The sequence below is a fragment of the Salegentibacter sp. BLCTC genome, from assembly GCF_015143665.1.
Taxonomy (GTDB): Bacteria; Bacteroidota; Bacteroidia; order Flavobacteriales; family Flavobacteriaceae; genus Salegentibacter; species Salegentibacter maritimus.
In genome coordinates this window covers 164,716-178,839 of the sequence record NZ_WYEW01000006.1, presented here as the reverse complement: position 1 = coordinate 178,839, position 14,124 = coordinate 164,716, and the positions used below count along the sequence as shown (strand labels likewise).

The window sequence follows — 14,124 nt, the reverse complement described above, 5'->3', positions numbered from 1 at the left end:
AAATTACGATTACCTTACTTCAATTCCGGTAAAGAATAATTCAAAACTTCCATCGGGAGATTTATGGGATTTAGCAATTTTTAAGCCCTGAAAATCTTCAAAATCTTCCCAGGTCGTAGGCATTTCTCTTTTTCCGTCGGCCGATTTGTAAATCCATTCCTCTAAAAGAAGATCGTCGTTATAATATACCACGTAGGTATCCCCCGGAGTATAGCCGCCTTCATTCTTATAGGAAACTTCTAAATAGTTCATCTCTTTTTTGCTAATGGGAGCAGTACCGGTTTTTTCTTCTGAAATAGTAGCATCACTCCATACCATTTGATATGGGAATAATAACCAGTAAGAATCATTTATAAACTTTTGATCTATATCCTTATCGTCTTCAGAAATATTGTTGGTTTTGGTATAAGTTTGGCTTATATCACCCTGGGTTAGTCTAATCTCATTGGTTTTTGGCTTCCAGGTCCACGCACGGCTGGTTCTTAGGGAATCCTGAACCTTTACGTTAAATGTGAAACGAATTTCTTCAACAGCATCAAAATTATTTAATCCGTGAGCCACAGCAATTTGCTCTTCAATGCTTTTCTGGGCTTCTTCTGTAGTTTCCTGCCCAATTTTAGTTTCTTTGTTGTTCTTGCAAGCAGTTAAGCCAATAACAAGAAAGCTAATAAAGATTAGTTTTTTCATAATGATTTATTTCGCATAAAGGTACAAAAACTGCTTTTAAAATAGGAGTCATGGGCATTCTACGCAAGTTTTATAAAAGATATTTGAAATAAAATGAGTCTGGATATTTTTGTTTTAGCAGAAGAATATAGAGAATTAAAAAAAGATTTTACAGAGTTTGGTGAAAAAAGCTTGTTTTACTGTCTGTATATAGAATTATTATGTTTTTAGAGGAAAAATAAAAGAGGCTGTCTGAAAAGTGGTTCTTCGTCTGAAACGAGTTCAGAACGAGAGTTAATAACTTTTCAGGCATCCTCTTATGATTCGATTGTATTACTAAATTAAAGTCGGCGTCCTGTTAATAATCTATATAAAATTAGAATTACAGCCAGAACAATTAGTATATGGATGATGCTTCCTAAATCTGGAAAAGCAAAATAGCCAACAAGCCATCCTATAACTAGTAATACTACAATAAGCCAAATTAAATCTCTCATATTGGTTGGTTTTTAGTAGCTAAGCTACATTGGTTAATTGTTTCTAACGAATTTATAGAATAACTTATTTGGAGCGATATTTTTTAACTAGTGTTTAACTTGAATGTTAAAATTTTTCAGGATTATTTATTATATCGTTTGCCCGGTTTTTTATTGTAATTATTTCATCTCCCGACTTTTTATCAAGCATAGAAAGCATCATGGCCATTCTGCGGTTTCCCTTGAAGAATTCACGTTTTTCAGCTAAAAAATTCCAGTATAAAGTATTAAAAGGGCAGGAATTCTCACCGGTTTTCTTTTTGACATCATAAGCACAGGCTTTACAATAGTTGCTCATTTTATGAATATAAGAACCACTGGAAACATAGGGTTTGGTAGCTACAATTCCACCATCGGCAAACTGGCTCATACCCCGGGTATTGGTTATTTCTACCCATTCTATGGCATCTATATAAATACCCAGGTACCAGGCATCTACTTCGTTAGGGTGGGTTTGTGTAAGTAGTGCATAATTACCGGTTATCATAAGGCGCTGAATGTGATGCGCGTAGGCATTGTCTAAACTATGCTTTATACTGTGTTTTAGGCAATTCATTTTTGTATTTCCGGTCCAGTAAAATTCCGGTAGTTTATTTTGATTGTCTAACTTGTTGGTACGTCTATATCCCGGCATTTCTTTCCAGTATATGCCACGCATATATTCGCGCCAACCTAAAATTTGACGTACAAAACCTTCTACCTGTGAGATGTCTATTTCGTCTTTATGCTCTCTCCAATGCGCTATTACTGCATCTATTACTTCTTTGGGATGCAGCATTTTGGTGTTAAGCGAAAATGATAACCTGGAGTGAAATAAATATGCCTGTTCACTATGTAGCGCATCCTGAAAATCGCCAAAATAAACCAATAAATTTTTACAGAAATAATTTAAAACCGAAAGTGAATCCTCCCGGCTTGTCGGCCAATTGAATTTTTCGGCATCAATGTTTCCAAAAGTTTTAATACCAGATTTCTCTATTTCTTTGAGTATTCCTGAAACATTTTTTCTAAATCCGCGTTCGTGGGGAATTTCGGGCTTGCCGGTCCATTTTTTACGATTAGATTTATCAAAATTCCATTTGCCGCCTTCCGGGTCTTTTTCCGTAAGCATGAGCACATCGTATTTTTTACGCATATCGCGGTAAAAATATTCCATGACCATATCTGTTTTACCCTTATAAAACCTGGTAAGATCTTCTCTAGAGGTTAAAAAGTGTTCTGTGTCGTAGACTTCTGTTTCAATATGTAAGTCATTGCAGAAATCTTTTAATTGAAGATCAAGACGGTATTCGTCGGGAAGTTGATATTCAAAGTTTTCAATCTTATATTCTGAAATTAGCTGCTTTAGATTTTCGGGTAAAGTTTGTTTATTTTTTTTATCGCTGATTTTTAAATAGATTACCTGATGCCCACGCTCCTTTAAATACTCGGCGAAATTACGCATGGCACTAAAAAAACCAACCACTTTTTGGATATGATGCATCACATAGTCGGTTTCCTGGCGCATTTCCATAAGCACATAGAGTGTGTTTTTTTCTTGCTCTTTAAACCAGGTGTGTTTATGGTTAAGCTGATCGCCTAAAATTAATCTTAGTTTAGTTATTTTTTCAGCCATAATTCTTGAAATTTTTTATCAGGGTCATAACGTTCGGCCTGGCGTTTTATATTAAATTTACGATCCCGCGGATCGTTGCCAACTCCGCTGTTGTACATCCAGTTCCCCCAATTGCTGTGTACGTCGTAATCTATAAGCAAGCTTTCAAAATATGCTGCGCCAATTCGCCAATCCTGTTTTAGTTCTTTTGCCCAAAAACTGGCAACATTTTGCCTACCACGATTGCTCATAAATCCTGTAGCGGCCAGTTCTTTCATATTCGCGTTTATAAATGCTTCTTTAGTTTCTCCACAAACCCAGCGCTGTAGAGTTTGTTTATCTTTATTCCATCTTAATTCTTTTTCTAAAATCCCATCAATTTTGAAGATTTTATTCGCGTGTTTTAATGAAATAAACTTAAAGTAATCGCGCCAAATTAGCTCAAAAATAAGCCAGTAGGTATCCTGGTTTTTAGTGATATCTTTTTCGAATTTTTTTACCGCCCAATAAATTTGTTTGGGCGAAATACTACCATTTGCAAGCCAGGCCGAAAGTTTTGAACTATAAGCTTCACCAATTAAACCGTTTCTGGTTTGTTTGTATTTAGCCAGATTTTTAGTTTCCCAAAAATAGTGTTGTATTCTTTCTTTTGCTTGATCTTCGCCACCTTGAAACGGAAAAGCCGTCCTGGGATCCAGCTCAAATTCCTCAAATCCCAGCTCGTTTAAATCGGGTATTTTTGTAGGATTTTCGAGTTCGAAATTTTCCTTTGTTAAAGCTTTTGGCTTTGTAAGGCATTCCCTAACAGTAACTTGGGCTTCGCATTTTTTTCTGAACTCTGTAAAAACCTTTGGGATCTCAGTGAAGTTTGTATAGGGGATATCTGTGGGATGAAATAAAAACTGGTCGTAGAAAGCTTTAAATTCTAATTCTTTTACAACTTCTTTTTTTATTTTCTTGATTATACCCTGCTCTTCACTGGTCCATTCTTTTTGCAAATAAATGTTGGAAATTGCATATTTCTCAAAAAAACAGGGTAAAACTTTTTCCGGTTTTTCCCGGTAAACAAATAGTGGGATATTAATTGCTGCCAGGTTCTCCTTTAATTCCTTAATTGTTTCTATCAAAAATTTCGCCCTGAATTTCCCGGTTTTTTTGAATCCATATTCTGTAAAATCAAATTGCCTGGGATCAAAAAAATAAACGGCTATTACAGCTTGATTTTCTTTGCAGGCCTTGCTTAAGGCTATATTATCTTTAACACGTAAATTATTTTGAAACCAAACCAGTGCTGTACTCATTACTTATTTCTTCTACATTTTTCACTACAATATTTAACTGAAGCCCAATTTTTCTCCCACTTTTTACGCCACCTAAATGGTTTTTTGCAAACAGGACATATTTTTTCCGGAAAGTTAGATTTCTTTACCGATTTCATAAATCATTCTTCTTTACTAAAAAAGGATTTGATCTCCTGGTCGGGCCTGGCATAATGAAAACGGTCTAACAAGTTGGGAAGTGCATAGCCATCTAAACCGTTTATGGTTACCGTTTCGGCATCATCTAAGCGCAACCAGCCGTCTGGAGCTTGTATGCCTTCATCAAAATAAATATGTTCTATGCTGCCAATAAGCATTATGGTGTCATTTTCTTTGATGTAATATTCATTTATAAATTTACAGCCTAGTTTTACGGTAGATTGTTTTACATAAGGGGCGAAAAAACCGTCCAGGTACTCTTCTTCCAGGCCGGTTTTTTGAAATTCAGAGATTTCCTCGTCGTATTTCGCGGCTGTTTGGTGTGCTTTTTCTATCATATCTTTCTGAATATGATTCACCGTAAAATACTGACTTTCTTTAATGTTCTTGTAAGTGTTTCGGGGTACTTCTTTAGTTGGCCGGGTAATAAAGCCCAGTAAGGGAGGTTCGCTGCCAAGGTGCGTAACCGAACTAAATACAGCCACATTCACAATGTTTTTGCTAGATTTTGTTGCAATAAGATTGGCAGATTTATAACCGGTAACGCTATTGATAAGATTTAAGCGAAATATTTTTTCCATTTGCCTAATTTCTTCTGAAGTAATGTGTTCCATATAGTTGAAATAAAAAGGTGACTATAACTTAAAATGTCTGTATGAAATATTTTTTCTTCCAAACAAATTTAAGTTTTAATCACCTGAAGGCTTTAATGATTAGCTTTTCTTTATAAATTGATTAGCCTTGATTTTCCAGTTTATTAATCCTCATTTCATATTCTTCCATCGCTTCCCGAACGGCATCAACATTATCTGAAGATTTTTGATGGGCTGCATTCATGGCTTTTTCCAATTCATCGTCGGGGTGTTGAAACAAATCTGTGATCACATGATTTATCTTGTCAATAATACTTTCCTGGCTATTTTTAATGTCTTCCAGTTTATTTAAGGTGGCTCTCATTTGTTCAAGTTTCGACTCATCCATAATTTTTGTTTTATAAGTTGATTACTAAAATTAGCTTTTTATAAGACGAAATTTTAACCAATTAACCTGGTTTTAAGGACTTTTAATCTAAAATTATGAATTTTTAGGGCTACATATTAATCCTCGTATTTAGGATAATCGGTGTAACCTTTTGCGCCGGGGGTGTAAAAAGTATCTTCGTCCCAGTCGGCAATAGGGGCATTTTTAGCAAAACGTAGGGGCAAATCGGGGTTGGAAATAAACAATTTTGCAAATGAAACCATATCGGCATTTCCTTCATCAATTACCTTGTTCCCCGATTCCTGATCAAAACCGGCATTAATCATTAAATTACCTTTATAAATAGGCCGGTAGTGTTTGGCAATATTTGGTTCCAGGTAGTTTATGTCGCTTACATCGGTAAAAGGTTCAGACAAATGTGTATAGGCCAAATCGTAGGCATTTAATTTTTCGATGACATAATCGAAGGTGGGAATGGTTTCTTCTGTGGCTGTAATACCAAAAGCATTGTGTAGGGAAGGGTTTAACCGTACTCCAATTCTATTTTCGGGCCATATTTCACCAACTGCTTCCAGCACTTCAAAAAAGAAACGAGCTCTGTTTTGAATACTTCCGCCGTAATCATCGGTTCTAATGTTGGCGTTTTTATTAAAAAACTGGTGAATTAAATACCCATTTGATGAATGGATTTCCACCCCGTCAAACCCGGCATTTTTTGCATTTTCTGCTGCGTGTTTAAAATCCAGCACTGTTTGTTTTATATCTGCAATGCTCATTGCCTGGGGTTCTACGGTATCTTCAAAACCATCTGGAGTATAGGCCTGGGTGTTTGGGTTTACGGCGCTTGGAGCTAAAGGCTTTTCTCCATTGTGAAATTTGGGATGTGAAATTCTACCGCAATGCCATAGCTGTAAGAAAATTTTACCGTCATTTTCATGAACTGCCGTGGTAACTTTTTTCCAGGCCTCTACCTGGCCCTCGGTGTAGATTCCGGGAGTATTAATATATCCTACTGCCGCTTCAGAAATCTGTGAACCTTCGGTGATAATTAACCCGGCACCTGCCCGTTGTGAATAGTATTTGACGTGTAAATTGGTAGGTTCATTTTCCTTATTATCAGCGCGATTACGCGTCATTGGAGCCATAATTACTCGATTTTTTAATTCCAGATCTCCAATTTTAATTGGTTTCAGTAAAGCTTGATCTTTATTCATAATTACATGTTTTTAATAATAAATGTAAGGCAAGCATCACGTAAGTGCTGTTAATTAAATGGTAAATAGAAGTTTCTTAAAAAGGTTCCCCCTGCCTAAAGTCAGTAGAAATAAGTACTTTCGTAGTTTAAATCGCATTTTCCGAAAACTATAAAATTTAAAAAAGGAGATGCACAGTAGGCACTTTATGCAAACACCAAAAAAAATTGCCATTGTAGGCTCGGGACTGGTTGGATCTTTACTCGCTATTTATCTTAGAAAAGCCGGGCACGAGGTCCAGGTTTTTGATCGTAGAAAAGATGTTAGGAAAGTTGAATTTTCTGGCCGTTCAATTAACCTGGCTATGTCTAATCGTGGATGGAAGGCTTTAAGGGCAGTGGGGATTGAAGATGAAATAAAAAAGTTGGCTTTAGCATTAGATAAAAGGGCAATGCATGTGAATGATAGGCCACTTTATTACCAAAAATACGGCAAAGAGGAAGAAGCAATTTACTCTATTTCCAGAGGTGTTTTAAACCGAAAAATGATTAGCCTGGCCGAAGAAGCCGGGGCTAAGTTTAGGTTTGAAGAAAAAGTGTGGGATATAGCTATGGCTGAAGCTAAATTGTATACGGGAGAAAGTGAAAAAGGGGAGTGGAAAGAATATCAATTTGACTTGATTTTTGGTGCCGATGGCGCTTTTTCCAGGGTGAGGCATAAAATGCAAAGACAGAGCAGGTTTAACTATTCACAACACTTTATAGATGTAGGGTATAAAGAGCTAAGTATCGCAGCAAACGAAGATGGTACCCATAAATTAGATAATGCCTCTTTTCATATTTGGCCTCGTGGCGAATTTATGCTAATTGCCATGCCCAATTTAGATGGTAGCTTTACCTGTACCTTGTTTATGCCTTTTGAGGGTGAAAATTCTTTTGAAAGTATAAAAACAGAGCAAGATGCCGATTCGTTTTTTCAAAAGCATTTCCCTGATATTAACAATGAGATTGAGAACCTAAAACGGGATTTCTTTAAAAATCCCACCAGTAGTATGGTAACCGTTAAATGTTTTCCCTGGTCTTATTGGGAAAAAGTTACGTTGGTGGGTGATTCGGCGCATGCCATTGTTCCATTTTATGGGCAGGGCATGAATGCCGGATTCGAAGATATTTTGGTTTTAAGTGAAAAAATGAAGGAATTTGGCGATGATTGGGAAAGTATTTTTGAAGAATATCAAAACTCCAGAAAACCCAATGCTGATGCTATTGCAGAATTGAGCTATAGAAATTTTATAGAAATGAGCAGTAAAACAGCCGACCCCGATTTTTTACTTCGGAAGAAAATTGAGACCTGGTTCTCTAGTAAGCACCCAGATTCCTGGGTACCCTTATACTCCAGGGTTACTTTTTCTGATAAACCCTATGCCGAAGCTTTGGCTATTGGGGATTATCAGCGAAAAATTATGGATCGCATTATGGAGCTTCCCGACATCGAAAAAAAGTGGAATTCTGCTGAAGTTGAAACTAAAATTCTGGAACTTTTAGAAAACAAATCGGCTTTCTTAGTCTAAATCTTCCTGAACATCAGCTAGAATATTCAGGCAGTCATAGACTCCAAGCATAGTTTCTTCATCTTCGGTTAACACCACTAACATATCATTGGCTTCAACCACCGTGTTTCCGTTTGGGGTAATAAACTGGTCGTCTCTGGAAATCATAGCAATGATTGCTTTTTTCGGGAATTTAAGGTCTACAATCCTTTTTCCTACCGAATGACTATGTTCCGGGATGTTTATTTCCCGTAAAAAAGATTTGGCATCATCGGCCATAAAAGCATCGACCGGCGATTTTTGCTTGGCTTTCATTGGGAGCGCAACATTAAGCCATTTTGCCACTATAGATAGAGTTGTACCCTGAATTAATACCGAAGTAAGGGAAACGAAGAATACAATGTTAAAAATCATATCGGCTTTTTCAATCCCGGCAAGTAAAGGATAGGTAGCAAATACAATAGGGACAGCACCACGTAGGCCCACCCAGGAAATATACCAACGCCGGCGCATCTTCATTTTAAAGAAAATTAAGCTTAGAAACACCCCCAAAGGCCTTGCTATAAAAATAAGGAATACCGAGATAAAAATTCCCACGCCAATCACAGGAACTATATGCGATGGGTAAACCAATAAACCTAAGGTAAGGAAGAGTACAATTTGCATAAGCCAGGCAAGCCCATCAAACATGCGCATAATGGTCTTTTTATGAATAATGTTGTGATTCCCAAGGTACACACCACTTAAATAAACGGCTAGAAAGCCATTACCACCAAGGGCATCGGTAGCAGAAAATACTATAAACATTAAGGCTATGGCCAGTACAGGATAAAGTCCTTCAAAATCTAATTTAATCCTGTTAATTACTATTTTACTTAGTTTTCCAAAAATAAAACCAAGTAATGCGCCAATAAAAATTTGCTGTAGGAATAATGGGATTATACTATAAATACTTTGATCCTGATTTACTACGAGGCCTAAAAATGCAATGGTAAGAAAATAGGCCATGGGGTCGTTACTACCGCTTTCTAACTCCAGTGTAGGTCTGAGATTAGATTTTAGGGCCAGGTTTTTTGATCTTAAAATTGAAAAGACGGCAGCAGCATCTGTTGAAGATACTATGGCGCCAAGTAATAAGCCCTCGTAAATAGTAAAGTCTGTAATAAACCATACAAACGCGCCTACGCTTACCGCTGTAAATAAAACACCAAGAATAGAAAGGGAAATTCCCTGCCACATTACAGGTTTTATAGTTTTCCAACTGGTGTCCAGGCCACCGGAAAATAAGATGAAATTTAGGGAAACAATACCTATAAATTGGGCTAGTTTAGGGTCGTTAAAGTAAATGCCCCCAATACCTTCAGATCCCGAAAGGATTCCAACAGCAAGAAAAAGCACCAGGGTCGGTACACCAAAACGATAGGAAGTTTTGCCTGCAAGAATGCTTATAAACAACAAAAGCGAACCTATTAAGAGAATGTTTTCTATAGTGATGCTCATGAGATAGTTTGATGCACTACCTTGGAATAGTTTTAAACTTTAAGGTACGCTCGCTAATTTTTATATTATACAATTTTAAGAAGCCGGGTTTGATTTCAGCCATAAAAGTAAATATTTCATCTTTTTCAATAAAGCTGAATTTTAGGAATAATGAATATTAAATTCTTAAAATTTTAATGTGATTCTTCTTTAAGGATTTCAGGGAATTTTTCCTTGAAGCGGTTTAACCTGGGAATAGAAACCTTTTGGATGTAAGGATTGTTAGGATTATTTTTTTCATAATTCTGATGATAATCTTCGGCTACCCAAAATTTCTGAAAAGGTAGAATTTCGGCAGCAATTGGTTTTTTGTAATCTTCAGCAACTGCGTTTTTCACTTCATTAATAATCTCCTTTTGTTGCTCGTTTTGAAAAAAGATTAAAGATCTGTATTGAGAACCTATATCGGGACCCTGTCCATTTACCTGGGTGGGATCCTGTGAGCCAAAATAAACTTCTACTAAAGTTTTAAAGCTAACCACATCTGGGTTGTAAATAACTTCAACAGCTTCAGCGTGCCCGGTTTTTCCGGTGTTGCTGGATTCGTAGGTTGGATTTTTGGTATGGCCACCGGCATATCCCGAGATGGCTTCTTTTACTCCTGCTACACTTTCATAAATAGCTTCAACACACCAAAAGCACCCACTGGCAAAGTAGGCTTTTTCATAACCATTTTCGGAAGGAACCTCTATCGGGTCTGCATTGGCAATTTCTGGTTTGGTGACGGTTTTTTCCTGCGCATTGTTTCCGCAAGAGATTAGTAAGAATATGATTGTGGGTAAGAAAAATCGCTTCATTGCTCTATTTTTTTATAAGTTCCTTCTAATGTTTTTTTGCCATAGATAGCATAATCTACGGCCAGTTCTCCATCTATAGAAAAACCTTTCCAATCTAATGTAAGCATACCGTTTTGTCCCTGGTTCAATACGGCAATAGGGATATTAGTATCAAATTTATCCCAGGGAATGTCCTGATTGTTTTCCTCATTTAAGGCTTTAACGTAATAAAAGTTCACAACATCGCCAGCCTGATTGTATTTAGCTTCGATATAGAATTTATCTTCGGCCAAACATAACTCCATGCGATTATCTGTTTCAAATTTTAGGCAATAACAACTACAATTAGTTTCGTTGTTTTTTAAATATGTATTACCAGAAATAGCAGTACTTAAAGAACCTAAATTGTTCTTAGTATTACCTTCTGCCTTTTTTTGAATATCAACCCCGGCGCTTGTGTTTGTAGAATCAAACTTAGTGGTATTGTTTTCTTCTGTTTGGGTATCTGAATCACTGTTCTGACTGTTGTTCTTGCAGGATACCAGCATCAAGGCCAGGCAAAGTATACTAATATAAAACTTCATGACTAAAAAGGTTTAGTTGATAATAAAGGTAGTTTTAAAAAAGAAAATATATGTGAAAAGCTTGTTAATCCATAGTATGTTTATTGTGGTTGAGGTATTTTTCATTTTGAAATATTTGAAAGATGCAAATAATTTTATCGCAATTTAACAGGATTTAATAATTTTGTTTAATTTTATCGCTTTAATGTTAAAAAGCGATTTGAGAATTGATTTCAAATGAAACTCAAAAAGTATTTCTATAGAAATGCCATTATAAATAGGACTTAACAGCAAGCTTAGAAATTTTATAATTATTAATTAACCCCCCAATCAAAATGAAAAATAGATTTACATTATTTTCAGGTATTTTAGTATTATTGATTAGTTTTCAGTCATGTACTGCAGAGTCAGAAGAAGCTACACCTAATGCCAGTGAACTCGAAGAAGAGCTCGCGCTAGAAAACAAAGGAGTTCTTAAGGTTGAAGCTATTACCTATATTTTTAAGGAAACTGGCGAAACTTCCAAATTTAATGATGAGCATAGAAATTTTAACTTTAAATTTATTGATGAATTGCCTTACAGCACTTCTACTACCAGTAAACATGCTATTGAAGGTTTAACTATAACTAACCCAAATACAGGGGAATATATGATATTTTCCAATTTCGAAGCCTTGAAAAACGGTTTTGATCAATTCGATATTGAATTGAGTACGGGACAGGTTCTAACTTCAGTATTATTTAAACCAGGAAAGGCTAATAACTCTTCAAATAAGTGGCATGACGGCTGGCCTATAGTAGAGGAGCCTTCGCCGGTAATAGGGGCAATGATAGAGCTTTCTCAACAAGTTTCTTTAAGTGAATGTGGTTCTACAGACGCTTGTGCTGAAGAAGGAAACAATTCTACAATTAGCCTAACCAATGGCGACTCTTGGTTTGGTGGTATTGAAGACTGTTCTGTAGAGTGTGCAGAGTAACCAAATAGAATTATAAAAAAAAGAGGCTGTCTGAAAAGCTTTTAAAACCGTCATCTTGAATTTATTTCAAGATCTAAGGTGTTGGTAATTAAAAACATGTTAGAAGCTGAAACAAGTTCAGCTTGATGAGAATAGATTTTTCAGACAGCTTTTTTATTAGTACCCGGGTTGTCTCGAAATTAAAAAAATGTTTCCAACGAATGGCCTCATGGGCTTGTCCCGATGTAGTTTACTTATGAAAATATAAAACCGCCTAAAAATTGATATTTTAGGCGGTTTTTATGTTTTAACCGGTGAGGCTTAATGTTTAGCTTTTCTTGCTTTAATCTTAAGATTTAGCAAAAAGATTTTGCATTTTTTCCTGTTCTTCCTGGGCAAGCTCTTGATCTACAAGGATTCTACCACTATGTTCATCGGTAATAATCTTTTTTCTACCGGCAATCTCCATAATTACCTGCGGCGGAATTGTAAAATAAGAACCTCCAGAAGCACCTCTTTCAACCGGTACAATAGCAAGTCCGTTTTTAACATTAGCTCTTATTCTCTTATAAGCTTTTACCAGGCGTTCTTCGATATTCTTTTCTAGCTCAGCTGATTTCTTTATAAGTGCCTCTTCTTCTTTTTCTGTCTCGGCAAGAATTTCATTTAATTCACCTTTTTTATGCTCAAGGTGTTTTTTTCTTTCTTCCAAACGTCCTTTGGTTTGCTCAATTAACTCTTTTTTCTGTTCAATTTGAGCCCTGTATTCTTTAATGTGTTTTTCGGCAAGTTCTATTTCCAATTCCTGGAATTCAACTTCTTTGCTAAGCGCATTAAATTCACGGTTATTACGCACGTTTTTTTGTTGCTCAGCATATTTCTTCATGGTCGATTTAGACTCATCAATAAGGTTTTTCTTACTCTTAATGTCGTTCTCGATCACTTCAATATCGGCATCCATTTTTTCCAAACGCTTGCTCAATCCTGTTACTTCATCCTCCAAATCTTCTACCTCTAGTGGAAGCTCACCGCGTACGTTCCTTATTTCATCAATTCTGGAATCAACCAGCTGAAGGTCGTATAACGCTCTTAACTTGTCTTCTACAGTAACATCGTTCTTTTTTGCCATAGTTATATATACTTGATTGGATTGGTGTTTGTCTCTGCTAAAATAAGTGCAAAATTACTAATTTTTTTTGTAAGATAAGAATGTAATAAATCTTTTGTGAATTGCTCACTTTCATAATGGCCAATATCGGCTAAAATAAAGTTTTTATCGCCTTTGTAAAAATCATGGTATTTTAAGTCGGCAGTAAGATAGATGTCGGCTCCGGCACCTTTTGCCTCATTAATGGCAAAGCTGCCACTACCACCCAAAACTGCCACTTTCTTGATTTGTGTATCTCCAAAATCTGAGTGCCTTATGCAACCACAGTTAAATTGATTTTTAATTCTTTTTAAAAAGCTCGTAGGGTTTTCCGGGTTTTCCAGTTCACCTATCATTCCCATTCCTAAATGTTGATTTTTGTTATCAATTGTATTTATTTCATACGCTACTTCTTCATAAGGATGGCTTTTAAACAGGGCGGTAATCAAGGTGCTCTCCAAATGAGCCGGGTAGGTAACGCCTATTTGTGTTTCCTCCTCTAAATGTAGGTTTCCGTGGGAACCAATTACCGGGTTTGCCTGTTCGTTGGGTTTAAAACTACCTTCTCCTTTAACATTAAAACTGCAGTGGTCATAATTTCCTATACTTCCGCCACCGGCGTCAAAAAGGGCGTTTCTTACCTCTGCGGCTTGTTGGTTTGGAACAAAGGTGGTTAGTTTCTTTATACTGTTTTTACGCGGAATTAAAATTTGTCTATTTTTAAGCCCTATCTTTTCGCATATCATATCGTTTACCCCTTTGTATTGATTGTCTAGAGCGGTATGAATTGCATAAATCGCTATATCGTTTTTAATTGCTTTAATAATTGTTTTTTGCACATAGTCTTTACCGGTTAGCTTTTTTATACCCGAAAAAATGATGGGATGAAAACTAATAATGAGATTGCAATTTTTATCGATAGCTTCATCTACAACACTTTCCAGACTGTCTAAGGTAATAAGTGCTCCGGTAACTTTTGCGTTATTATTACCCACCAAAAGGCCAACATTATCAAAATCTTCGGCATAAGCTGGCGGGGCAAATTCTTCAATTATAGCTATAACTTCTTTTACAAGCATTTGTTTTTAGTTTTTATAAACTTAGGAGGTTGGTTTTTATTAATTTCGTGATAATTTTTAATTCAGC

The 14,124-nt window shown here is 36.2% G+C and carries 15 protein-coding genes; 2 read left to right on the top strand and 13 right to left on the bottom strand.

Annotated elements, in window-relative coordinates; genetic code table 11:
• Window positions 1–9 precede the first annotated feature (9 nt).
• The 8 genes from GUB10_RS08850 to GUB10_RS08815 all read right to left on the bottom strand — a co-directional run bounded on the left by GUB10_RS08850 (window position 10) and on the right by GUB10_RS08815 (window position 6,469).
• Complete coding sequence (locus GUB10_RS08850; protein ID WP_193711076.1) at window positions 10–687, bottom strand: hypothetical protein; 678 nt, start codon at window positions 685–687, stop codon at window positions 10–12.
• 320 nt (window positions 688–1,007) lie between these two features.
• A complete protein-coding gene (locus tag GUB10_RS08845; protein ID WP_193711075.1) occupies window positions 1,008–1,163 on the bottom strand; it encodes a lmo0937 family membrane protein in 156 nt (51 codons plus the stop codon).
• 106 nt (window positions 1,164–1,269) lie between these two features.
• The gene (locus GUB10_RS08840; protein WP_193711074.1) at window positions 1,270–2,817 is read right to left on the bottom strand and encodes a cryptochrome/photolyase family protein; all 1,548 of its coding nucleotides are present in this window, start codon (window positions 2,815–2,817) and stop codon (window positions 1,270–1,272) included.
• A complete protein-coding gene (locus GUB10_RS08835; protein ID WP_193711073.1) occupies window positions 2,802–4,097 on the bottom strand; it encodes a DASH family cryptochrome in 1,296 nt (431 codons plus the stop codon). Before GUB10_RS08835 ends, GUB10_RS08840 begins: the two co-directional genes overlap by 16 nt.
• The gene (locus GUB10_RS08830; RefSeq protein ID WP_193711072.1) at window positions 4,097–4,234 is read right to left on the bottom strand and encodes a DUF2256 domain-containing protein; all 138 of its coding nucleotides are present in this window, start codon (window positions 4,232–4,234) and stop codon (window positions 4,097–4,099) included. Before GUB10_RS08830 ends, GUB10_RS08835 begins: the two co-directional genes overlap by 1 nt.
• 3 nt (window positions 4,235–4,237) lie before the next feature.
• Window positions 4,238–4,888 (bottom strand): flavin reductase family protein, encoded by a 651-nt coding sequence (locus GUB10_RS08825; protein WP_193711071.1) that lies wholly within the window; start codon window positions 4,886–4,888, stop codon window positions 4,238–4,240.
• A gap of 121 nt (window positions 4,889–5,009) precedes the next feature.
• A complete protein-coding gene (locus tag GUB10_RS08820) occupies window positions 5,010–5,255 on the bottom strand; it encodes a hypothetical protein (protein WP_193711070.1) in 246 nt (81 codons plus the stop codon).
• Window positions 5,256–5,371: 116 nt separating this feature from the next.
• A complete protein-coding gene (locus tag GUB10_RS08815) occupies window positions 5,372–6,469 on the bottom strand; it encodes an alkene reductase (RefSeq protein WP_193711069.1) in 1,098 nt (365 codons plus the stop codon).
• A gap of 187 nt (window positions 6,470–6,656) precedes the next feature.
• Between GUB10_RS08815 and GUB10_RS08810 the strand changes: the two genes are divergently transcribed.
• Window positions 6,657–8,018, top strand: a complete 1,362-nt coding sequence (locus tag GUB10_RS08810) for an NAD(P)/FAD-dependent oxidoreductase (RefSeq protein ID WP_193711068.1) — start codon at window positions 6,657–6,659, stop codon at window positions 8,016–8,018.
• Here the strand turns inward: GUB10_RS08810 and GUB10_RS08805 are convergent.
• The 3 genes from GUB10_RS08805 to GUB10_RS08795 form a co-directional block, all read right to left on the bottom strand.
• Window positions 8,010–9,497 (bottom strand): potassium/proton antiporter, encoded by a 1,488-nt coding sequence (locus GUB10_RS08805; protein ID WP_193711067.1) that lies wholly within the window; start codon window positions 9,495–9,497, stop codon window positions 8,010–8,012. The two genes, GUB10_RS08810 and GUB10_RS08805, sit on opposite strands and share 9 nt — an antisense overlap.
• 173 nt (window positions 9,498–9,670) lie before the next feature.
• A complete protein-coding gene (gene msrA / locus GUB10_RS08800; RefSeq protein ID WP_193711066.1) occupies window positions 9,671–10,333 on the bottom strand; it encodes a peptide-methionine (S)-S-oxide reductase MsrA in 663 nt (220 codons plus the stop codon).
• Window positions 10,330–10,896 carry a hypothetical protein gene (locus tag GUB10_RS08795; RefSeq protein WP_193711065.1) on the bottom strand — a complete coding sequence of 189 codons (567 nt, stop codon included), beginning with the start codon at window positions 10,894–10,896 and terminating at the stop codon, window positions 10,330–10,332. Before GUB10_RS08795 ends, msrA begins: the two co-directional genes overlap by 4 nt.
• 314 nt (window positions 10,897–11,210) lie before the next feature.
• Between GUB10_RS08795 and GUB10_RS08790 the strand changes: the two genes are divergently transcribed.
• Complete coding sequence (locus GUB10_RS08790; protein WP_193711064.1) at window positions 11,211–11,852, top strand: hypothetical protein; 642 nt, start codon at window positions 11,211–11,213, stop codon at window positions 11,850–11,852.
• A gap of 328 nt (window positions 11,853–12,180) precedes the next feature.
• On the opposite strand, the gene GUB10_RS08785 is transcribed toward GUB10_RS08790, so the two are convergent.
• On the bottom strand, window positions 12,181–12,960 hold the full coding sequence (locus GUB10_RS08785) for a zinc ribbon domain-containing protein (RefSeq protein WP_193711063.1): 780 nt from the start codon (window positions 12,958–12,960) through the stop codon (window positions 12,181–12,183).
• Between the two features lie 2 nt (window positions 12,961–12,962).
• A complete protein-coding gene (locus GUB10_RS08780; protein WP_193711062.1) occupies window positions 12,963–14,057 on the bottom strand; it encodes a Nif3-like dinuclear metal center hexameric protein in 1,095 nt (364 codons plus the stop codon).
• Window positions 14,058–14,124 lie beyond the last annotated feature (67 nt).

Excerpts from the sequence above, each read along its gene's own strand:
- GUB10_RS08850 (WP_193711076.1), bottom strand. The coding sequence starts at position 687 with ATGAAAAAACTAATCTTTATTAGCTTTCTTGTTATTGGCTTAACTGCT.
- GUB10_RS08845 (WP_193711075.1), bottom strand. The coding sequence starts at position 1,163 with ATGAGAGATTTAATTTGGCTTATTGTAGTATTACTAGTTATAGGATGG.
- GUB10_RS08840 (WP_193711074.1), bottom strand. The coding sequence starts at position 2,817 with ATGGCTGAAAAAATAACTAAACTAAGATTAATTTTAGGCGATCAGCTT.
- GUB10_RS08835 (WP_193711073.1), bottom strand. The coding sequence starts at position 4,097 with ATGAGTACAGCACTGGTTTGGTTTCAAAATAATTTACGTGTTAAAGAT.
- GUB10_RS08830 (WP_193711072.1), bottom strand. The coding sequence starts at position 4,234 with ATGAAATCGGTAAAGAAATCTAACTTTCCGGAAAAAATATGTCCTGTT.
- GUB10_RS08825 (WP_193711071.1), bottom strand. The coding sequence starts at position 4,888 with ATGGAACACATTACTTCAGAAGAAATTAGGCAAATGGAAAAAATATTT.
- GUB10_RS08820 (WP_193711070.1), bottom strand. The coding sequence starts at position 5,255 with ATGGATGAGTCGAAACTTGAACAAATGAGAGCCACCTTAAATAAACTG.
- GUB10_RS08815 (WP_193711069.1), bottom strand. The coding sequence starts at position 6,469 with ATGAATAAAGATCAAGCTTTACTGAAACCAATTAAAATTGGAGATCTG.
- GUB10_RS08810 (WP_193711068.1), top strand. The coding sequence starts at position 6,657 with ATGCAAACACCAAAAAAAATTGCCATTGTAGGCTCGGGACTGGTTGGA.
- GUB10_RS08805 (WP_193711067.1), bottom strand. The coding sequence starts at position 9,497 with ATGAGCATCACTATAGAAAACATTCTCTTAATAGGTTCGCTTTTGTTG.
- msrA (WP_193711066.1), bottom strand. The coding sequence starts at position 10,333 with ATGAAGCGATTTTTCTTACCCACAATCATATTCTTACTAATCTCTTGC.
- GUB10_RS08795 (WP_193711065.1), bottom strand. The coding sequence starts at position 10,896 with ATGAAGTTTTATATTAGTATACTTTGCCTGGCCTTGATGCTGGTATCC.
- GUB10_RS08790 (WP_193711064.1), top strand. The coding sequence starts at position 11,211 with ATGAAAAATAGATTTACATTATTTTCAGGTATTTTAGTATTATTGATT.
- GUB10_RS08785 (WP_193711063.1), bottom strand. The coding sequence starts at position 12,960 with ATGGCAAAAAAGAACGATGTTACTGTAGAAGACAAGTTAAGAGCGTTA.
- GUB10_RS08780 (WP_193711062.1), bottom strand. The coding sequence starts at position 14,057 with ATGCTTGTAAAAGAAGTTATAGCTATAATTGAAGAATTTGCCCCGCCA.